A 22345-nucleotide genomic window follows, 5' to 3' on the forward strand; every position below is an offset into this window, starting at 1 on the left:
ATGAAACGAATTGGAATACTCCTAACACTCCTGATTTTTGGTAATATTTCTTTGGCACAAAACCACCTCATGCCTCTATGGGAAGGAACTCCTCCTCTACAAAAAGAAATGGATCTCAAAGAAGAGGCGATTCAGGAAGGAATTCTTCGGATATCCAATGTACAAACCCCAACCATTGAAGTATATCTTCCCAATAAACAAATTGCCACTGGGAAAGCTGTTTTGATCTTTCCTGGAGGAGGCTATGGGATTCTTGCTTATGATTGGGAAGGTACAGATTTCGCCAAATGGCTCAACTCTCAGGGAATTGCCGGAATAGTCGTCAAGTATAGACTTCCCATCTCTAAGTCCTTGACCAATCCCAAAGAAGTACCGCTGCTAGACGCACAGCGGGCTTTGAGACTAGTTAGACACCAGGCTGAAGAATGGAACATAGATCCGAATCAAATCGGGATCATGGGTTTCTCGGCGGGAGGTCACTTGGCCTCCACATTAAGCACTCAATTTGATCATTCAATCGACAGAGAAATGGATGAAATCGATCAATTATCCGCCAGACCTGACTTTTCCATATTGGTATACCCGGTCATCACTTTCAATGATCGATTTACCCATGGCGGTTCCAAAAGGAACCTTTTGGGAGAAAATCCTGATCCTGATCTTGTCACGCGTTTTTCAAATGAGTTGAATGTTGACGAAAACACCCCGCCTACCTTTTTAATCCACGCACAGGATGATCAAGCAGTTCCGCTGGAAAATAGCACCCTCTACTACCAAGCGCTTCATGCTGCTGGTGTAGAAGCCTCCTTGCATATCTATCCAAAGGGCGGTCATGGATTTGCTTTTGGTATGGGAAGAGGCGCAGTAGCAAACTGGCGGGAAGTTCTTTTAGACTGGATCAATAATTTGAAATGAAATGCCGATCAAAGTAATTGCCTTCGACGCGGATGATACACTTTGGGTAAATGAACCCTTTTTTCGGGAAGCCGAGGAGAAATTCTGTTCGCTTCTAGAAGACTTTATGCCGGCACATGCCATTTTGAAAGAGCTGTATCGAACAGAAATTCAAAATTTGGCTCTTTATGGCTATGGAATCAAAGGCTTCATGCTTTCGATGATCGAAACAGCCATGCGTGTTTCAGTCCAAAAAGTCCCAGTTTCAATTGTAGAAAAAATCCTTTCCATAGGCCAAGAAATGCTTCAAAAGCCCGTGGAACTCCTACCGGGAGTGGAGGAGGTCCTCACTTCCTTAAACGGTGACTACCGAATAGTCCTCGCAACAAAGGGAGACTTGGTTGATCAAGAGCGAAAGCTACGCAAATCAGGCTTGGAGAAATATTTCCATCACATCGAGATCATGAGCGAAAAAAGGGTGGAAGATTTCGCCAAATTGATTTGGCATTTGGATGTCGCTCCGGAGGACTTTTTAATGCTTGGAAACAGCCTGAAATCAGATATCCTGCCTGTTCTGGAATTAGGGGCTTACGCTATTCATATTCCCTTTCATGTGACCTGGATTCATGAACAAGTGGACCATGAAATCGTCCACGAGCGATTCCATACGGTGGAAAACATAAGTTTAGCAGCAGAGGTGATTCGGGGGATTTAACTCAAGAATTTACGAGGTTTTGAGTTTCCGATTGTGGTAAACCTTTAATATGAAGAGTGATTCCATATTCAAGCCATGCTTTTAAATTGGTCAACCAAAAAGTCCAGCCTGTAGAGCAGCCTACAAAAATATTGAGTTTACTTTCCTCATCAGTAGGTATGTGATCCTGAGTCAATTCCACCTCGACTCCCCATTGACTTTCCTTGAGATGAATATGGACATTGCCACCTGCTCCGAAGGTAAAAGAAATTCTGTCTTTTCCATTCGCCTCCAAAATTTCACCCTTCTCCTCAAAGTCCCAATTGTGCCATTTCCAAGTGAAAGAATCCCCGCGTTGAACCAGTTCTTCGCCCTTCCTTTTTTGTTTGGATGAATCCCAATAAGTTGCTTGCTCCAAAAACCAGCTTTCGATACCAGAGGAGCAAGCCCAGGCCCTGTAAACTTGATCCATAGTCGCTTGGATATGAATCCGCTTACTAAAGCTCGTCCATTTATTTTGAGATTCCATAGAATTAATCTAGGAAAAAAATGCTAAAAGCTATTCCCCCTTCCTCAATTTCTTCATAGCCACTTCCACCTGGGACAAGGGATATCCTCCCAAAATCCCCCGGAAAGTACCATTTGGATGAATGACCACAAAACTTCCACAAGGATATGGGTACTTGAAGAACTGCTTTTGGAATAGGCTATCAGGATCCGGCTTGTAGGAAATTTTACCCTGATATTTTTCTAAGCCACTTGGATTTGCATAAAGGTAAACTGGCTCAGTTGCCAGATGCTTCTCAGCCCATTTCAAAAGCGTTTTGTGTTCCTTTTGGAAAGAGTCGGCATTATTTCCCTGACCAGAGGAATTACACCCATCCTTTCCTGGATAAAAAATCACCAAGAGCATTTTACCTTCCCGAAAGGCCTGTTCATTTCCGGTCTTCTGAAAAAATATCTCAGGATTATCCAAAAGTCCAACTGGCATTCGGTGAACGAGCATTTTACCTCCTTCACCATCTGGAATACCAAAGTAAGCCTGCTCTAAGATCTGCTTTTCAAAATACTCCCGACTGATCTCCCGACCCAATTCATCCTTGTAGCCGGTTTGGGCAAAAGAAGAGCCTAGAGCCACGAGGATTATTCCAATCAAAAAAATAATACGCATCACATTTAATTCCATTTCTGATGATTATTCGAAAAAATATACCACTAGCATTTGACAGGTTGAATTTCCCAAATTCACGGGATTATGCTCCAATCTCCCGTCGAATAACATGGAATCACCCGCTTCGAGTTTAATCGATTGATCGCGAAAATGATAAACCACTTCTCCGGAAATAATGTATTTGTATTCAAAAGCATCTGTTTGAACAAAGTCTCTTTCCGAACCAGGCTGTATCTCCAGAAGCACAATATCGATGGTACTTTCTTTCACTTTTTTGGTAAAAATCCTGAAGTATTCATATCCACTAGCCGGTTCCTTTTCAAATCGCTCGTATTCAGCTCTTCTATGGACTACAATAGGTGCTTCCCTTCCATTCAGGCTTAGTTCATTGAAAAATTCATCCAAATCCACTTCAATAGCTTTAATGATTTGAATTAAAACCAAAAGAGATGGAATGGTGCGCCCATTTTCGATTTGTGAAATAAGCCCCTTGGTGACCCCTGCCCGATCAGCTATATCCTGTAAAGTCAGATTTTTTTCTTTGCGAATCCGCTTGATCTTTTCACTGATTTGGACAATAACTTCGTGCTCCATAGTTAGGTAATAAAGGGAAATTTCAAGTAAACTACGGAAAACTTTTTACCACCGAAAAAAAATCGGCTATTTACCCAAAAGTCCGTTTACCACTTCCTCTCCCAATCCGAAAGACAAAGTCATCCCAGCTCCACCTAAACCATTTACGATACAAATATCTTCTGAAAGCTCATGTATAAACTCAGTTGCCCCATTGGTCATTTTAGGATAGATTCCATGCCACGTGGATTCAATTCTCCAGTCTTTAAACTGAGCAAAGGTTTTTAAAAAATCGAAAATCAACTCATTGATATCTTGCCTGTCAAATGGAGAAAGGTCCAATCCATATTCGTGACTATCCCCTATGGTCAATTCTCCTAGACCATTCTGCGAAACCATAACGTGAATACCCCATTTAAGCAATTCTGGAAATTTCTCTTGATAGGTTTCTTTCAGCTTTTGAAGACTAGGAGACACTTCGAAGCCTTTATAATGAATAAAACTAAGTCCAGAACAAAGAGCAGGACCAATCCGCCAATTCTGGGGTTGCTGCACCAATCGAGCCATTTGAAGCTTACACTTTGTAATAGCAGCAGCTTGAAAAACTTCAGGATACAATATTTCGAAATCTGCACCTGAACAAATGAATATCCTATCCGCCTCCCAGCGCTTTGAACCACTAAATACCATATTTCCCTCTACCTTAGAAATAGCCGTATTCCAAAAAATCTCAATCCCTGGCTGATTCTCAAAATAGGCACCTAGCTTTGCTATCGCCTCTCTTGGATCGACTATTACCTCTTCTTCCGTCCAAAGAGCACCTTTAAGACCTTGGAGCTTTGCAGCTGGACTTTTCATAGCCACTTCTGAGGGAGAAAGTGAATGGGCAGATTTGAGACCTTTCATTTCCCTCACATATTCCTCTACTACCTGCATCTCCAAATCTGTGTAGGCCAAGTGTAAAGCCCCAGTCTGCTCTGCATAAAAACCTGCTTTTTGACTCATTTCAAGCCATATTTCTCTGGAACGGACAGCTCGATCGTAAGTCTTTCCCTGCGCTTGTCCGACTGGCCAAACCATCCCGAAATTCCGAACAGAAGCACCTTGAGCCTTCGGGTGTCGCTCAAAAACCTTTACTTCATAGCCTTTTTGATGGAGAGCTCGAGTGATAGATAGACCTACAATACCTGCTCCGATTACGATCGCTTTTTTGGTACTCATAGTGAATTGATAAGGGTTACGGAATGAGGCTTTGCCCGCTCTTCTCGCAGAAGTTTTCTTTGAAAATAAATAAACGAAGCAGCCATTAAAACGAGTGAAAGCCCCAAAAAACCAAAAATGGCCGTGATATAAAATTGAAGCCAAGGAATTGAATCCCAGCCCCCAAGCTGCTTGGAAAATAGGATTAGACTTGAGCCTAAATACCCAAAACTATCAACCAAGTACATTAGAAACCCCACATTTCCACTTCGCTTAAAAGTGGCTATCAGCCGATCAAAAAGAAGGCAATTAAACGGTATATAGGCCATATAAACACCTGCTCCTACCATAACCATCCAAAAAAATGGAGAAATGAAACCAGCTTGTAGTCCTAAGGTCGAAAATATAGAAAGCCCAAATCCAATCAGGATAATCCAATGATTGATGAAAAATGCCTTTTTGTTGTTTTTGACCAAAACCAATCCAGTCATTAAAACCAACAAACCTAAAGTAATGGGAATTTCGGTTTGAGTAAGAAGCTCAGGCTCGACCGAAATATTCAGCCCATCCCAAATTTCAATAACAAAATTATCCCGAAGATCGCGAAGTCCGGTAAGCATCATATAGACGATTATCAACAGAATAATCCCAGGTCTAAATTCCTTAAAAAAATCTCTTCGAACTTTTCTACTCATCGGAGCTCGAGGACTTCGCAATTGGAGATCTTGATCAGTGGGTTCAGGTATATGATTAAGCAAAAATACGCTGAGCATCAATAAGGGAAAAAATACAGCTCCTGTGGCAAAAGGCATCCAATGCTCTGAGATTTGCCAGTTTTGCATTAAATAGACCCCGACTGACTTGACAAATCCCGATGAAAAAACAAAACTCGCAGCCAGCATAGAACCCATCATTTCAGTAAACTGCCTACCTTCCATGTAGTGGAAAACAATCCCCCAAATTAACCCTAAAGGAAAACCATTGATTAAAAAAAAGAGTACTGAATAAGGCTCTGGTACTACTGCAAAACCAAGCAAAGCAATCCAGGAAATGGAAATCAAGCCTATTATCAACCATGCTCTTCCTTCTTTCTTAAGCTCCGAAATGACTTTGATCCCATAAAACTTACTCGCCATGTAGCCTAATGTCTGAGCAAGAATAAGCCAGATTTTTAGATCAAGTCCCCACAGCAATTCTCCTTCAAAAACAGCAGCTGCAAAAGGCTTTCTGAAAGCATACATACTGCTGTATGTCAAAAAACCCATGATTGCGGCAAAAAGACTCATCTTGAAAGTACCTGCTTGTTCTAATCGCCTAAAAAGTGAAGGAACGCGATACATGTTAGCTCATTAAAGCGGATTCATATTGCTTCACTATTTCAATGAGCTCTCTCAGATTACTCACAAGATGAGTAGGCCGATGAGGAATTAACTCTTCACGTGAATAGACCCCATTTGTCACCCCAATACTCATCAAACAATCAGCATTATGACCTTCATTGATATCTACTTCTGTATCCCCGATTTTAATCACAGATTTGGAGTCTTCTATACCAAGTTCGTCCATAATCTTTTGAATCATAAAAGGATAGGGACGCCCTTTTTGTACTTCATCACTTGCCGCTGTAGCATCGATATGACCACTTTGATCCCATCCAACTCGTTTTAAAATGATGTCAGTGATATCTCTACTAAAACCAGTATCCAATGCCACTTTGATACCCATATCGTGTAGTGCCTCGAATACTTCCTCTGCATCATCTACAGGCTTGATGCCAGGTTCCGTAGCATAATGATGTAGCATTCCATTGACAAAATCAGAGTGAATTCTTTCTATGATGGCGTCGGTGATTTTATCTGAGTTTGGTTCGTGGATTTCTAAGAGTTCCCGGATAGCCTGAGGCTTCGAATACCCCATTTTTTCATTGGCCTCTTTCAAGGTTACCTGTGGATACCCAGCTTCATTCAATGCTTTCTGAAAAGCCTTAGCAACATTATTTTCATCATGAATAGTCGTTCCTGCCATATCGAAGACAGCTAGTCTGATTTTTCCCATTATTTGTCATTTACTTGGCTAAAAAAAAGGGGGACTAATGATAGCCCTCCCATTTTTAAAGCTAAACCAACTCAATTATTGTTTAGCAAAATTAAACTTCAAATTCATTTACACCGTGGAATAGTTATTATCTTTTTGTTATCAATAATTCTTGAGTTTTACTTTGATAGAAACTCGAAAAAATGAGCTTTAAAAAATAAAAATCCAATTTTTTGAAAAAAAAGACCCTTTATTTTAGGATGAGTATTATTCATTCTTAAACTTAAAAGAAAATAAAAGTTAAGTTTTCCAGCCGAATAAAATGATAAGTTATTTTTCATAATTTTAGTATTTGTAAACATAAAACAATGAATTATTCTAGCTTATCTATTGAACAAAAGCTCGATTTGATTTTTGGACTTTACAAGAATCACGGACATGAAGATTACATAGGAGAACCCGTCTCCCAAATTGAGCACATGTGTCAATCCGCACAACTTGCCGAAAAGGAAGGATTTGACTCAGAGGTCATTCTGGCAGCCTTCTTTCATGATATTGGCCACTTACTAAATCATCTGGAAAACACAGAATCCATGGGGGGCTTTGGAGTAAAGCGTCACGAGCAAATTGGCGCGGACTTTCTTCGAAATTTGGGATTTCCAGATAAAATTCCCCAACTGGTAGAAAATCATGTCCAGGCAAAAAGATATCTTACTTTTCGCTTCCCAGAATATTTCGAAAAACTTTCAGAAGCCAGCAAAAAAACGTTGGAATTCCAAGGTGGGCCGATGGGCAATGACGAGGCACTTGCCTTTGAAAATGACCCCCTTTTCGATATTTCCCTGCTGATGAGGAACTGGGATGAAGAGGCAAAGGTTGAGCATATTCCTTTGCCAGATTTGGATAAATACATTTCCCTGGCAAAAGAAGTTCTCTATTCCTCTTCAGTAAACTGATCAATTATTTCCCCTTCCAAATTGAATACCCGGAGATTAAAACTGTCCTTCCCAAAATCCAAGATACCAAAATGATATTCCTTAATCACTCGCTCCATTTTGGGATAGTCTGAGCTTTTTTCTTTTGGTTCAAGTCCTCCTCCAGCACCGCCTACGATTAGAAAGTGAACCGAATTTCCTGAAAAATTCAAAGTGAGCCGTTCGTAATCATGCGTATGGCCTGCAATGACAAAATCAATCAAACCCCTATGAAAATATGGTTCTAATGTCTCCCGAATGCTCAATTCTCCATGATATCCTGGCCAGCCCTGAGAATAAGGAGGTTGATGGATTGCTATCACTTTCCATCGTAGGTTTGACCAGGTTTCCGACGTCAGTATAGAATCCATCCAAATCTGCTGTTCCGTTCCTTTTGGAATTGAAACTGGGAAATTGACATTTGGATCCAAAGCCAAAACACCCACAGGACCAAGTATCTGAAAACCAAATCGCCTTTGACCGGGTAAAAACAGATGCCTCTCCATCTCTTTGGCTATCAAATCTTCATAGAAACCATCGTAATCATGATTTCCTGGAATAAGTATCTGAGGAGCATTCATCTGTGAGGCCACTTGTAAAAATCGAGAGTAAACGAAAGGTTGAGAACCATTATTCACCAAATCCCCAAGCCCTAGACTAAAATCAGGATTTTGACTAGCGATTTCTTGAGAAATCTTATTAAAAGTCTTCCATCCTCCCTGAGAATCCCCCCAAATAGCAAGCCTGATTTGATCAGCAGGCTCAGCTTGATTAAAATGAAAAGGTCCAAAAAGAGATTTACCCTGTTGAATCCAAACCTTGTACACTTCACCAAATTCTATAGGAAGAGTAAAGACTCCATCTTTCGAAGAAACAGAATACTTTTCACCAGATTCTCTACCAATAACCGCTTCACCCCCCTTTTCGCTTTGCCAACGAAGGAAAGGCTCTCCCTTGGAATCCAGAATAATAATCGGCTCAGTCATCATGATGGGGTAGTCAGCCAACTCTTTCTCCTGATCCTTCTGGTCTAATTCTAAGAGTTGAACCTTGAGTCCTGAATCTGTAAGCAACTCAATTTTTCGATTGAGCAATAGCGAATCCAGCAGCTCCTTTCGATCAGTCATCCATTTCAAAAAACTTGATTCAGCCATCCAAAAGGCTTTTTTCAATCCTCCAGACACCGCATTATTAATCACCCTGACAATAAGCTGAACCTCTTCTTCCTGCTCAATCCTATAGAATTCCCCTTCAGCAGATCGCGGAACTCGCTCTCCATTTACCCAAAGTTGAGTCCCATCGTCTCCATCCAAAAAAAGTACTCCCTTATCTAACTTACCTTTCCATGAATACCAAAGGGAATGATTAGGTAGGACCAATTTATGGGGCAAGGTAACCGCTTCGCCCTCCGAAGTAAATTCAGGAATAGGCTGTTCCATACCCGGAATCGAATCAGCTCCCAGGTATTGCCAGCCCGTATCTAAAACCAGCGTATCCTCTTGAGGGAAGGACATCTCAAATAAAGAGATGAGTTTAGATTCATCCGAAAAAAACACCTCCCCATAAGTTGGGGAGGTTGGTTTTTCAAAACAGCTTGACGAAATCATTACTAAAAGTATAAATACATTCCTTTTCATCGGACCATATCCTCGATGACTTCTCCTGCTTTAGGATCAGGATATTCCATACCCAATAGTTTGAAAATTGTCCTGGCAACCTGAGCAGAGTGCCACTGTCCTTCAATTTTCATTTCACCTGAAGCCGGAGTATCAGGTCCTATTGCCATCATCCAAATTTCACCACCTTCTGGAACGGAAGCTCCATGACTTTTCCAAGAAGTTTTCGTAATTCCCCGTCCATGATCTGTAGTAATGATTAAGGTTGTTTTGTCTTTATACTCAGGATCTGATTGAACCCAATCCCAAATCTCCTTGATGTATGCGTCAGTTTGATGAGCCGACCAAATATATTGATCATACTTGCCTCCATGTGCCCAATCATCCGTCTCTCCATAGGCAATGTACATCACTTTTGGTCTGTGCTTTTTCAAACCTTCCATCGCAAAATGATGGGTAAATGGATCTAAACGAACTCCACCCCAAGGTCCACGGATCTCCTGCTGTATCCGATTGACTGTTCTTTCTACATCCGTCAGATCATCTCCTTCAGCCAGATCAAAGCCAGCATTGACTGGTACGCCGCTACGCTCTTCATGAATTATATACGGAAAGACATCCCAGGAACCGAAAGCCATTACCTTACCATTATATTCTGGCATTTGATTGAGATACTCAAGGAAAGTAACATTTGGATTATTGATTTTCGAATTGGAATTGATGCGGTCATCATCCGCAAAGCCAGAAAGAACCTCATTGTATCCAGGATAGGAAAACCACATTTTATTACTATTATCCACTTTATTACCAAAATGCCTATTCCCATATAATTGACCTTCAGTGGCTATAGTGCCCCAAAAGAATGGGAACAGCATCTCTCGGCGCTTTTTTGGATCGGAATGCCAGTAATCTGCCAAAAGAGACCCCGGCGTATCAATTAGTCCCGTATCATCCACCATTAATGAATCTGCTCCCTTAAAGAGCTCCTGCCATCGCAAACCATCAAAGGTGATTAAGATGATGTTTTCTGTTTGAGTGGTTTTCTGAGCCAAGAGATCCATCCCCGGTAAGGACATAATCAAAACCAAAAAGACTATTTTTCTCATAGTATTGTAATTTAAAATTAGCTGCCAGGCAAAAAGACTGGCAGCTCTTGATTGATTTAAGTTAGTGGCTTATCAATTAACATCCCACCAAACCCGGGTAGTAATTTCATCCGGACCCTGACGGGAGATCACTTCTTGATATTTTTCTCCATTAAGAGACTGTACCGAAGAAGGATACATGTATCGAACGGGAACGGTATTGATGAAAGCTGCTGGGCCTGGCAGGATCTCTGGATAATTAGTCCTTCTCCAGTCATACCAACCTTCCATTCCTGTGAAGAATAAAGCCAACCATTTCTGAGTTCCGATTTTGCGAAGCTTATCTTCAGTAGAACCAGCATAGGCAACCTCATCCTGTGCAAAATAAGATTCATCAATCATCAGTTTGTCAGCGATTTCCGGCAAATTGACGAAATTGTATCGATCTCGATAGTAGTCAAATGAGGCTTGGATACCATTTCGGTAGTATTCCTCCGCAGATCCAGTAGAGATGAAATTTCTCTCACGCGCCTCAGCCAAGATGAATTGCAATTCTGCATAACTCATTAAGATCGCTTGGTACCCTTGCGGATTTGCCAGCGAAGTACAGGCCGAGCAAGACCAAAGCAAACCAATTCTGGAAATAAAATTAGACCCACCCTTTGCAGGATCACCCGAAGGGGAATACTGGAGAGCCTCTTCATCTGCAAGACCATTAGGCACACCCTGATAGTCTTCTATTTCACCAATCACGCCTGCACCACTATCATTGGTGGGTTGAGCGTAAGCGAAAAGCCGTGGATCATTATAATCCTTTAAAACACCCTCCATCTTTTCGGAAAGTCGATATTCGTCAAAAGAACCCGAACGGGTAGTATAAAGTGGGTGCTGATTAGGAACATCAGACAGGTACTGTAAGGCTGCCTGATCTTCATTAGAAGTAAAGATCGGAGACTGAGAAGGATTACTCAGAATAGATTGCATTGCAGCAGACGGATCGCGACGATCAGAAAGACGCATGAGAATTCGAAGCCTGAGGGAGTTGGCAAATTTCTTCCATCTCATCACATCCCCATCAAATAGGATATCACCTTCGACAACTTCATTTGTCGAGCCTAAAAGATTATTTGCCTCCTCTAATTCGGCCAAAATACCATTGTAGATTTCTTCCTGGGTATCAAACTTGGGATAATTAATATCCTGCTTAGCGCGAGTAGCCTCTGAATAAGGAAGGTCACCGTATGCATCAGTCATGAAGGAAAACATGTTCGCTCGGATCACCTTTGCAATCCCCACATAGTTGCTTTGACCCGCTTCTGTAGAAATCTCAATCACATTGTTCAAATCTCTAAGAGAGTTGAAAAAGGTACTGTAAGGATTTCCCTGAGGACCCCAGTTGTAGCGGTCCTCGTTGGTAAACTGGATTTTGGCAGATTGCTGCATAACCACATTTCCATATCCCCATGCGCGACCAGCTATTTCATTGGTCGTATTTCGGATCACCGTAGGCAAAAGCAAAGCCGAAGAAACCGTCTCGGGACTGTTAGGATTAATGTTGATTTCTTCAAAATCCTGATCACAAGCTCCCAAGCCCAAAAGAAAAGAGAGGCTCAGTGCAGTTATATATTTCTTATTAAAATTCATGATTACAAATTTTGATTTTCAGTACTGAATTAGAATTTGACATTGATATTGAAGCCAACACTTCGAGTAGAAGGGAAAGCCATATTTTCTACGCCAGGCTGAAGTGTCCCTCCAGACATAGAAAGTGTCTCTGGATCAAAATGCGGGTTTTCTGTCCACAGGGCTAAATTCCTACCTACCAGAGATACTTTCACATCCTGGATAGGCAACCTACCCAATACGGAACGAGGAATAGTGTACCCGATCGTCACTTCTCGTAGCTTCAAGAAGGTAGCATCATATTTGGCAGCTTCTACATTGTTTCGTTCGTAATAGCGGTTGTGCCAATTTCTGGATGTGATTTTCACCGTATTTGGAGAGTAGGATCCATCACTATTTTGAACCACACCGGGACTGACTATCCCGTTTCCTTCTACACTCAGATCATATCCATTCTCTCTTCCCAAAAGAGTTTCTTCAAGCTGACCGGAGGTACTACCGATGGTTTTGGTTCGAGAGACCACAATGCCTCCATGACGATAATCAAAAAGGACTCCCAGGGATATTCCTTTGTAGCTAAAATTATTCTGGAGACCTAGCATCCAGTCAGGATTATAGTTTCCTTGAAGCTTCAGCTCAGGGTCACGAAGAGGAGTACCAGTAGAGTTGTGAATGATTTCGCCAAAGAATGGGCTATTGGGATCCTCAACTCGGAGGAATCCCACCCCATATATATCCCCCATTCTTTCACCGACTCTAGCTTGGATATTTGCGCCATTTCTACTTGTAAGGGTGTATGCATCCAGTCCATCAGTCAATTCCAAGACTCGACCACGAGTCCTAGTAAAGTTGGCTAGGAAGTTCCAATTGAAGCCATTCTGTGAGACTACCGGAGCACCACTCAAAACCACTTCAATCCCTTTATTCTGAATCTCTCCGGCATTAATAATTCGAGAAGCATAACCAGTGGCAATATCCAGTTCGATTGGTATAATCTGATTACGGGTACGATTGTCAAAATACGTGAAGTCCAATCCAACTCTTCCTTCCATGAAGCGAATATCCAATCCAGTTTCAAAGGACCCTGTTCTTTCAGGCTTTAAATTGGCATTGGCCAATCGATTTGATTCTGTCTTAGCCTGATCTGATCCCCAAGCTACCTGTGGGTTAAAGACATTAGTCAAGCTAAATGGATCTGTATCATTACCTACTTCTGCATAAGCACCTCGAACCTTCAAGAAGGAAATAGCACTCGGCAGTGTAATCATATCTGATATGATCGCGCTTAAAGTCGCTGATGGATAGAAGTAAGAATTACTTTCTACAGGTAGTGTGGATGACCAGTCATTTCTACCAGTGATATCGAGGAACAAAATATTCTTGAAACCAATCTGCCCGAATCCATAAAGTGAATTAATTCGCTTTTCTGAATTGAACTGATTGACCTGAAGATTCACAGCTGTATTGGTGAAGTTGTAAATACCAGGAATCAACAATTGTGGAGCAATGGTTTGCTGAAATCTGTTTTCCTGTCGCATTTGGTTACCACCTAGTGCGATACTGTAGGACCAAACCGGCTTGGTGGTCTCAGAATAAGTCAAGAGAAAATCAGAATTCTGCTCAGAAAAAGATACTGCATCCTCTCTGTAATTACCTCTAGGAAACCGCTGAGTACTAAATGCTCTTCGTCTGTCCCTCAATTCATTGTAGGTATCCAGACCAGTACGAAGCATCAAACTCAACTTGTCAGTAAATTTGTAATTCACCATGATATTCCCAAATATCCTCCCTTTGTCCTGTCCGTTGGTGTTTTCATAAACATTGAAATAAGGGTTATCATGGTAGTTATAGTTGTAATTAAACTGCTGCACCCCTTCCAATCCAGGCATCCAGTAATCCCGCAGGTTTTGAGTACGAAGTTGTCTACCGTACCAAATCCACAGATACATTAAGTTCTCCGTACCGTAGCTGATATTAGGTCTGTTGCCACTATTGGTATTTTGATAGTTGACAGCTGCATTTACAGAGAGCTTATCTGTCACATTGATCCCCCCATTTAGAGCGATAGTATTTCGCTTCAAATCTGTATTGGGCACAATTCCTTTTTGATTCAGATTGGTCCAAGAAAGACGGACATTGGCATTATCATTAGCTCCTGCAATAGAGACGTTATTTGAAAGCGTCACACCTGTCTGGAAAAAGTCATTTATGTTATCCGGCTGAGAGACCCATGGCGTTGGGGTAATCGTACTTCCCGCAGGAGCATTCAAATCTCCTCCTCTAAAACCCGGAACAGATCGGGGTGAATCAAATTGCGGAATAAGCAAGCCGGTGTCCATTTCAGGTCCCCAGCTTTCATCCACTCCATCAGCAATACCAGCTCCGGCACCATTGACAAATTCAAATTGGCCGTTATTACCCTGACCATATTTATCTTGCCATTGAGGCAATACTAAAGGATTGTCAAAAGTTGTGTTGGAATTAATGGTAACTCCAAGGCCTTTTTTACCTTTTTCGTTTTTGGTTGTAATCAAAATCGCGCCATTCGCTGCACGGCTACCATACAAGGCTGCCGCGGCAGGACCCTTCAAGACCGTCATGGACGCGATATCATCCGGGTTGATCTCACCGGCGGCATTTCCATAGTCTACTTCCTGATTTCCAGAGCCCGACGAACCAACAACATTATTTGAAATCGGAATACCATCAACAACGAAGAGCGGCTGATTGGCATTGATATTCAAAGAAGATTCCCCCCGAATTGTCACCCGTGTAGAACCTCCAAGGCCTGAAGTACCATTTGTAATTTGAACCCCTGCAACTCTTCCGCTAAGAGAATTAATCACATTGGTCTCTCTCGCTTCCGTAAACTGATCTCCTTGCACTTCCTGCACAGAGTAGCCAAGAGCTTTTGTCTCCCGCTCCACTCCTAGGGCAGTTACAACTACTTCAGTGAGGGCGACACCCTCAGAGAGTGTGATGTCAATTATCGTAGAATTACCCACGGTTCTTTCGAGAGTCTCGAAGCCTACAAATGAAAAGACGAGCACATCTTGGGCAGATGCCTCAATTGCATAGCTTCCATCCACATCCGTGACAGTTCCACGGGTTGTTCCTTTGACCAAAACAGTTGCCCCTGGTAGAGGCTGATTGTTTGGATCGCTTACTTTTCCTGTGATCCTCGCTTGCTGGGCGGAGGAAAAATTGAGAACAAATAACATCATCAATGTCATTAATCCTCTCCAAATGCTTTGATTAGCAGTCATGGTTTGTAAAGATTTTTAATAGGTAAAAGTTTTGGTTAGAAATTTTACCAAAGCTAAACTTTACAAAACTCTCAGACTTTAATTTAGCATTATCAAAAAATGAATTACCTCAAAGTTAAAAGCACCAAAATAGCCATTTGAATTAAAATAAAGCAGTTTTTAATAAGTAAAAAGAGCTTAACAAAGAGCCCAATGTTTATAAATTTTTAAAAAATCATTGTCTAAAAAAGTATATAAATACTATACATTAAAAATTGGAAATTTAAATCAGATTTCAACTAGATTAGAATCATTAAATCAACCCAAACGCCCCTTTGGCCAAAATAACTGCACTTTCATCCAAATCAATGGCAGGTTTAATCGCCAAATATCCCTCTTGGCTTCCCGTTATTTGAACTTCTACTTTATCCAAGAGGTAGCCGGTTTCCGTTTTTCCACTTTGAATCAAAATATAATTCAAGCCATCTACCTCTACTACAGCACTTTCCGGGACTACCTTTGATGGTCTATCCTCCAAATCTAACTTTGCCTCCAAGTACATCCCCGGTACTAAGTGTTTTTCCATGCTTTCGTCTACCAAATGAGCGTGCACCATTACTTGTCTTTCCGAATTGATAGATTGACTGATGACATAGACCTCTGCCAGGATCTGATCTTCCTTCAAATCAGGGATTGAAACCGTTACTTTTTGGCCAATTTTCAATTTCCTAGCATCCTTCTCATACACAATTAGCTCTACATGCAGGTGATCTCGGTTCAATAAAGTCAGTGCTTTATCTGTGGCATTGAGATAACTTCCCGGCACTGCATGAATACTTTCCACAAAGCCATTGATGGGGGAATAAACTGGGATTTTTGAGCGAATTTTTCCCGGTTCAAGCGCTGTTGGGTCAATATTGAGCAGTAAGAGCTGCTGCTCCAAACCAGCCAATTTGGCCTCAGCTGTCCGAAAATCAGCCTCAGCTTTCAGGAAGTTTTTTTGTGCAGAGATCTGCTCGGAATACAAGGTCTGTTGACGATCATACTCCGCTTTCAAATAGTCCATCTGACTTTGGGTCTCCAGATAGGATTGCTGAAGATTGACAAACTCAGGATTCTCCAGATAAAACAAAACCTGACCACGTCGAATAGACTCACCTTCAATTAGAGAAAGGCCAGAAACATACCCCCCATAAATGGCAGAAACGTCCTGCCGCCCTTCTGTGGGTACACGCACCATACCTTGAAGACTGAGTTGCTCAGATAGATTTCGAGTCTCTATGGATCCCCACTCCATCTTCAACGCGTTAAACTGGCTTTGAGAAAGTTGAAGCTGAGATGAAGCTGCTACTTCTGCCGCCTCTACTTCTATTCCTTCAGACGAATCGTCTTTTTTCTGACAGGATATAGCCAAAAGGAATAAGAGAATAAATGAGATTTTTCTTAAATGTAAATTCATCAGATCGTCAAGTAAATGAGTTCGAGCTTAGCAAGCTGATAGTCCAGCTTACTTTGTAAGTATTGAAGTCGGATATTCCGGGAATTTTCGAGGAGTTGTACTAGCTGCAGGAAGTCTATTTCACCTTCCTGGAAAGATCGGGTAGCCTGTGTTTCTAATTGCTCGGCAAGGCTAAGTCCCTCCTCCTCATAATAATCTAAAGTCGAGCGGTTTTTGGATATTTCATTTTCCAGCTGCTCACTTCGTGCATTTAATGATTGAGTCACAGCCTGAGATTGGAGTTGAATTTCCTCCTGGAAGAATGAAGCCGCATTCAATTTGGATTTATTTGATCCAAAAAATAGGGGAATGGAAACGCCCGCTTGAAATCCAGGGTAATTCTGCGCATTGATCCCAGGATTACTCCCATTGAAAACTTCCAGACTCAGGTCAGGCAAAAAACTCCTTCTCGCCTCCTTGACCTGAAAATCAGCCTTTCGGATTTCAGCTTCCAGCATCAAAGTCAGGGGATGAGTTATTTCGTCATTTTGTTGCAAACTCAACAAAGGCTCCTCGTCGGCAAGAACTAGGCTGTCCTCCACGAAAAGTAACCTCCTCAATTCTATCAGTGAAGATTCATAATCCCGACGGGCTGCATTCAGTCGTATCGAAAGTTCCTGTTCCTTGCTTTCTGCGGTAAGCTTCTCCAGTAGATTACTCTCTCCCAACTCAAAACGACGTGCAGAGGCTTTCGCAAACTGCCCATAAATACTGTCCAGATAAACCAAATTATAGATTCGTTCTCGGGCATAAAATGATTTGAGGTAGGCTGCTGAAACCTCCTTTTTGACTTGTCTTTCACGCAAAAGATATTCTGACTGACTTCGCTCCAGTTCGGCTTTCAAGACTGCTGTCCTTGCTGCATATACTGAAGGAAATTCCAGTTGCTGCTGCACTCGCCACACACGGTTGTAGACTCCGTTTTCGGCAATATCATTTTCATCCCAACCATAGGAAACCTGGGTCTTTCCGATATTCCAACCTGCCCCTACCTGAGACTCCGATCGCTCTAGCATTTTCCTGGAAGCCTGAAGGTCTATATTTTGAGAAATGGCTATGGAAAGTGCCTCCTCCAAGCCTAGTTTTTCCTGCTCTTGGCCAAAAGAAGGTTTTACAGCCCATGACATCAAAATGAAAAGCATAACCAAAGGCTTAGATGACCATTTGAGTCCCAATTGCTTCTCATGGAATAGCGTATATAAGACCGGTAATACGATTAAAGTCAATACTGTCGCTGAAACCAAGCCTCCTACTACCACTGTGGCCAATGGTCTCTGAACCTCTGCACCAGCAGATGATGAAATAGCCATCGGTAAAAACCCTAGAGCCGCAGCTGAAGCAGTCAGGAGGACGGGACGGAGTCTTTCTTTAGCTCCAAAAACAACCAAGTCTTTTATTGATGTGAATTTGGTCTCCAATGATTTGAAGTGCTCTATCAACACGATCCCATTCAAGACCGCTATACCAAAGAGGGCAATAAAACCTACCCCTGCAGAAATACTAAATGGCATATCCCGGAACCAAAGCAGGAATACTCCTCCTATTGCTGAAAGCGGGATGGCAGAGTAAATCATTAAGGCATCTTTAGCGGAAGAAAAGGCAAAATACAGCAGGATAAAAATCAAAATCAGAGCTACTGGTACAGCAATCAAAAGTCTTGACCTAGCTTGCTGAAGATTTTCAAACTGCCCCCCATAATCTACTCGATATCCTTCGGGTAGATTGATTTTTTGATTGATAATTTGTTGAATATCATCTACTACTGATTGTAGATCTCGATTACGGACATTCACACTGACCACCACTCTCCTTTGGGTATTATCTCTTGATATTTTAGCCGGACCTTTCGTGTAGGAAATATCAGCTAATTCCGAAAAAGGAACAGAACTACCATCTTCCAATTTCACGGTAGTATTTTCCAGACTTTGAAGGTTTTTTCGATGATCCTCGTCAAAACGCACTACCAAATCAAACTGCTTTTCTCCTTCGAAAACAGTACCTGCCACCTCCCCTGCAAAGCCCATGGTAACAAGAGAATTCAAGTCAGAAATATTGAGTCCATATTTGGCAATTTTAGATCGATCATATTCTATTTTCATCTGTGGCAAACCGTCTACTTTTTCCATGATGATATCAGCAGCACCATCGACATTTTGAATCGCACTTTCAATCTCCTCTCCTAAGCGCAAAAGCTCGTCTAAATCTTCCCCAAAGACCTTAATAGCCAAATCAGCACGGACTCCGGTAATTAACTCATTGAAGCGCATCTCTATCGGCTGGGTAAACTCATAATCAAGTCCAGGAATAATCTCCAGAGCTTCCTTGAATTTATCTGCCAATTCATCTTTTGATTCCACGGTAGTCCACTCGCTAGGCGGATGGAGGGTCACGATTACATCACTTTCTTCCATAGACATGGGATCAGTGGGAATCTCTGCAGCACCAATTCGTGTCACCACCTGCTTGACCTCGGGAAAGTCCAACAAAATATTTTCAATGCTGGTAATCGTTTCTACAGTACTACTGAGAGAAGTTCCAGTCTTTAAAACTGGCTGTATCACAAAATCACCCTCATCAAGAGTCGGGACAAACTCTGATCCCATGGAGGAAAAAATCAAAACAGCCGAAATCAAAATACCTCCTGCAGCAACCAAAACTACCTTTGTATGATTCAAAGCCCAGCGAAGGGATGGTTCATAGGCCTTGTTAATTGCTTTAATTAACCGAACAGATATATTTTTTGGACCCTGCTTGTCAGCCTTCAAGAATAAGGAGGAAGCAACTGGAACGTATGTCAATCCCAATATCATAGCCCCTACCAGTGCAAAGCTAAATACCTCTGCCATCGGTCGGAACATTTTACCTTCTACACCAGAAAGAGATAAAATCGGAATAAATACTATAATGATAATTATCTGCCCAAAAATGGCAGAATGCATCATCTTGGATGCTCCTTTGAATGAAATATCATCCCTCTTCGCTATCCGCTGTACTTTATTTAACCCTAAAAGCTCATCGGAAGATTTGGTAAATTGATAGGCAATGTATTCGACGATGATCACTGCACCGTCGATGATTATCCCAAAATCAATCGCTCCTAAGCTCATCAAATTGGCATCAACCCCAAAAATATACATGAGGGAAAGCGCGAAAAGCAAACTAAGTGGAATGACGGAAGCCACGACCAAGCCCGACCGAATATTACCCAAAAGAAGGACTACGACAAAGATGACTATCAAACAACCTAAAATGAGGTTTTCGCTTATTGTAAAAGTAGTCCGCCCTATGAGCTCAGATCTATCCAAAAATCCATTGATATAAATGCCCTCAGGCAAAGAACTTTCTATCTGGGAAATTCGCTCACGCACACGATCGATGGTTCGCTTAGAGTCAGCTCCTTTTAGCATCATGATCTGCCCCAGAACCTTTTCCCCTTCTCCGTTGGCAGTAATTGCACCAAATCGATTGGCAGCTCCGAACCCTACAGAGGCAATATCCCTAATGAATATGGGAGATCCTGATCGAGTAGTCACAACGATTTGGCCGATATCCTCCAGTGAGCCTGTTAATCCTTCACCGCGGATGAAGAAGCTTTGGTTGTTTTTCTCGATATATCCTCCACCTGCTATGGAGTTGTTTTTTTCAAGGGCAGTGAATACCTCAGTTATGCTTATGTCCATCGCTCTAAGTCGCTCAGGATTAATCGCTACCTCATATTGCTTCAAGAAACCTCCCCAAGTATTGACTTCAATGACACCGTCGATCCCTGCTAGCTGACGTTTGACCACCCAATCTTGGATTGTTCTCAAATCCGTAATCGAATACTTGCTTTCATACCCAGGTTTTACATCGATGATGTATTGATAGATTTCTCCCAGACCTGTAGAAATAGGTCCCATGGTAGGACTACCAAAACCTGCGGGGATATTTTCTTCAGCAATTTTGAGGCGCTCTGCGATAAGCTGTCGGGGTAGGTATGTACCTAAATCATCCTCAAATACAATAGTTACTACAGACAGACCAAACTTGGATACAGATCGAATCTCTTTTACCCCTGGTAAATTGGCCATTTCCAATTCGACTGGGTAAGTAAGATATTTTTCTACATCTTCAGTGGCTAGATTTCGGGAAGTAGTGATTATTTGGACTTGATTATTCGTAACATCGGGGACAGCTCCAATGGGAATATTCGTAAGGGAATAGGTCCCAAATCCAATCCATATAATAGTAAAAATGCCGATTAGTAATTTATTGGCTAAACTCCATCGAATAATCGAATCAAGCATAATGTGGGTTTCTTTTGACACAAAGAAACCTCAGAACTCTTAGGTGTTTTTTAGGGCTTTCTTAAGATTCTCTTAAGATTTTACCAGGAAAGCTTAAACGAGGTCCCTTTCCCAGCTTGGCTTTCTACGGAAAGTCGGATTTTCAACTCATCACAAAGTTTTTTGACGATGGCTAGCCCCAACCCGGCTCCAGTTTTTTTTGATCCATGACTGGATTTTGCTCTAAAAAATGGGTCAAAAATATACGGTAAGTCTTCTGAAGAAATTCCGACTCCATGGTCTGAAACTTTCAGATAGACCTCTTTATCATTTTTTCCAACTTCCAAGAAAAGGGGAGCTGAGTCTCCAGCGTATTTGAAAGCATTGTCCAGTAAGTTGTCTAAAATTATCTGTAGCGATTTCTCATTTGTCAAAACAAATACTGGATGACCAAGCTGAGAAACAAATTCAATCCTCTTCCGTGTTGATTCTGATTTTCTACTTATTACTTCTTCTGAAAAAGATAGCAAATCAAGCTCTTCCAGCACAATGGATTGCCCGCTTTCTACACGTGCAAGAGCCAATAATTGCTCGATTGTTCCTGTCATCCGATCGATACTTTGAAGAGCTAATTCGATCTTTTGCTCATATTCTTCAGGAGTGCGTGGCTTGCGGATCATCACCTCCAAGGTACCTCGGAGCACCGAGAGGGGAGTTCGTAGCTCATGAGAAGCATCTGAGGTGAATTGCTGCTCTCGTTTTATGGCCTTCTCCAATCGGCCCAAAAGATCATTAATGGCATGCGTAAGCTGGGTGATTTCCTCTTGATTGCCAGGGGACTGAATTCGTTCGCTCAAATTACTTTGAGTTACCTGATTGGCTTTGCGAATAAGCTGCTGAATAGGCCGGACAGTCCGATTTGCCTGATCGCGCATCATCCAATACACAATCATAAGTACAATCGGGAAAAGAATTAAAAGAATCCACCTCAACTTGGTAAAAAGGGCTTGTGCATCATCAAAAGATTGAGCTACCAAAAGAAAGCCTTCCATTTTCCCTGCATTCCGTAGCGGGATTTGCATCTGACGCAGATAGCGAGAGCCTGCTTTTAGAGTCCAAGCCTGCCCCGAATTAGCTCGGTCGGGGAAAAATTCAAGATGATTATCCCTCAGGTTAGGAGATCGATCCATACTTTTCCCCTCTGGATCTACAATCTCAATAAAAATCGGATTCAGCTGGATCTGACTATGCTCCATTTCACTCCATTCATTTTTGTGAAGAAAGCGAATCTCACCGTTGACGATGAAAATCTGATCCTTATGCTCATCCGTCTCTAGCCGTAGCTCACGATCTATGCTTGAAATCACCGTGACGTAGACCACCCCATAGATCACCCCAAAAACCACCAAAAAAATACCAGCCACTAAAAGTGTGAGTCTGCGGGAAAGCTGTTTTTTGTAGGAAACACTCATT

Annotated in this window: 16 protein-coding genes; 3 read left to right on the forward strand and 13 right to left on the reverse strand. The window is 41.9% G+C overall.

Going from position 1 to position 22345, the window contains the following annotated elements; all coding sequences use genetic code 11:
• On the forward strand, positions 1-915 hold the full coding sequence (locus tag OU792_RS01515; protein ID WP_134202170.1) for an alpha/beta hydrolase: 915 nt from the start codon (positions 1-3) through the stop codon (positions 913-915).
• 1 nt (position 916) lies between these two features.
• Positions 917-1609, forward strand: coding sequence for an HAD family hydrolase (locus OU792_RS01520; protein ID WP_134202169.1), 693 nt, complete (start codon positions 917-919; stop codon positions 1607-1609).
• A 1-nt stretch (position 1610) separates the two neighbouring features.
• Here the strand turns inward: OU792_RS01520 and OU792_RS01525 are convergent, their stop codons facing one another.
• From OU792_RS01525 to OU792_RS01550, 6 genes are all read right to left on the reverse strand, one after another.
• Positions 1611-2117: an SRPBCC family protein gene (locus OU792_RS01525; protein ID WP_134202168.1), complete on the reverse strand. Its 507-nt coding sequence runs from the start codon at positions 2115-2117 to the stop codon at positions 1611-1613.
• A 30-nt stretch (positions 2118-2147) separates the two neighbouring features.
• Entirely contained in the window at positions 2148-2759 is a 612-nt protein-coding gene (locus OU792_RS01530) for a hypothetical protein (RefSeq protein ID WP_134202167.1), read from the reverse strand.
• Positions 2760-2783: 24 nt separating this feature from the next.
• Complete coding sequence (locus OU792_RS01535) at positions 2784-3353, reverse strand: helix-turn-helix transcriptional regulator (protein ID WP_222583753.1); 570 nt, start codon at positions 3351-3353, stop codon at positions 2784-2786.
• Between the two features lie 66 nt (positions 3354-3419).
• Positions 3420-4553 (reverse strand): TIGR03364 family FAD-dependent oxidoreductase, encoded by a 1134-nt coding sequence (locus OU792_RS01540; protein WP_274669285.1) that lies wholly within the window; start codon positions 4551-4553, stop codon positions 3420-3422.
• Positions 4550-5818, reverse strand: coding sequence for a DUF5690 family protein (locus OU792_RS01545; protein WP_274669286.1), 1269 nt, complete (start codon positions 5816-5818; stop codon positions 4550-4552). Before OU792_RS01545 ends, OU792_RS01540 begins: the two co-directional genes overlap by 4 nt.
• Positions 5819-5873: 55 nt before the next feature.
• On the reverse strand, positions 5874-6587 hold the full coding sequence (locus OU792_RS01550) for an HAD hydrolase-like protein (RefSeq protein ID WP_026944688.1): 714 nt from the start codon (positions 6585-6587) through the stop codon (positions 5874-5876).
• 347 nt (positions 6588-6934) lie between these two features.
• Between OU792_RS01550 and OU792_RS01555 the strand changes: the two genes are divergently transcribed.
• Entirely contained in the window at positions 6935-7522 is a 588-nt protein-coding gene (locus OU792_RS01555; protein ID WP_274669287.1) for a phosphonate degradation HD-domain oxygenase, read from the forward strand.
• Here OU792_RS01555 and OU792_RS01560 read toward each other — a convergent pair.
• From OU792_RS01560 to OU792_RS01590, 7 genes are all read right to left on the reverse strand, one after another.
• Entirely contained in the window at positions 7501-9147 is a 1647-nt protein-coding gene (locus tag OU792_RS01560; protein WP_274669288.1) for a metallophosphoesterase family protein, read from the reverse strand. The two genes, OU792_RS01555 and OU792_RS01560, sit on opposite strands and share 22 nt — an antisense overlap.
• A 26-nt stretch (positions 9148-9173) precedes the next feature.
• Positions 9174-10262, reverse strand: coding sequence for a sulfatase-like hydrolase/transferase (locus OU792_RS01565; RefSeq protein WP_274669289.1), 1089 nt, complete (start codon positions 10260-10262; stop codon positions 9174-9176).
• Positions 10263-10334: 72 nt separating this feature from the next.
• Positions 10335-11885 carry a SusD/RagB family nutrient-binding outer membrane lipoprotein gene (locus OU792_RS01570; protein WP_222583759.1) on the reverse strand — a complete coding sequence of 517 codons (1551 nt, stop codon included), beginning with the start codon at positions 11883-11885 and terminating at the stop codon, positions 10335-10337.
• A gap of 29 nt (positions 11886-11914) precedes the next feature.
• Positions 11915-15130, reverse strand: coding sequence for a SusC/RagA family TonB-linked outer membrane protein (locus OU792_RS01575; protein ID WP_274669290.1), 3216 nt, complete (start codon positions 15128-15130; stop codon positions 11915-11917).
• 292 nt (positions 15131-15422) lie between these two features.
• Positions 15423-16568: an efflux RND transporter periplasmic adaptor subunit gene (locus tag OU792_RS01580; RefSeq protein ID WP_274669291.1), complete on the reverse strand. Its 1146-nt coding sequence runs from the start codon at positions 16566-16568 to the stop codon at positions 15423-15425.
• Entirely contained in the window at positions 16568-20893 is a 4326-nt protein-coding gene (locus OU792_RS01585) for a CusA/CzcA family heavy metal efflux RND transporter (RefSeq protein ID WP_274669292.1), read from the reverse strand. The genes OU792_RS01580 and OU792_RS01585 overlap by 1 nt, the downstream gene beginning before the upstream one ends.
• Positions 20894-20973: 80 nt before the next feature.
• Complete coding sequence (locus OU792_RS01590; RefSeq protein ID WP_274669293.1) at positions 20974-22344, reverse strand: sensor histidine kinase; 1371 nt, start codon at positions 22342-22344, stop codon at positions 20974-20976.
• Position 22345: the final 1 nt, after the last annotated feature.

This window comes from Algoriphagus sp. NF, assembly GCF_028823735.1.
Taxonomy (GTDB): domain Bacteria; phylum Bacteroidota; class Bacteroidia; order Cytophagales; family Cyclobacteriaceae; genus Algoriphagus; species Algoriphagus marincola.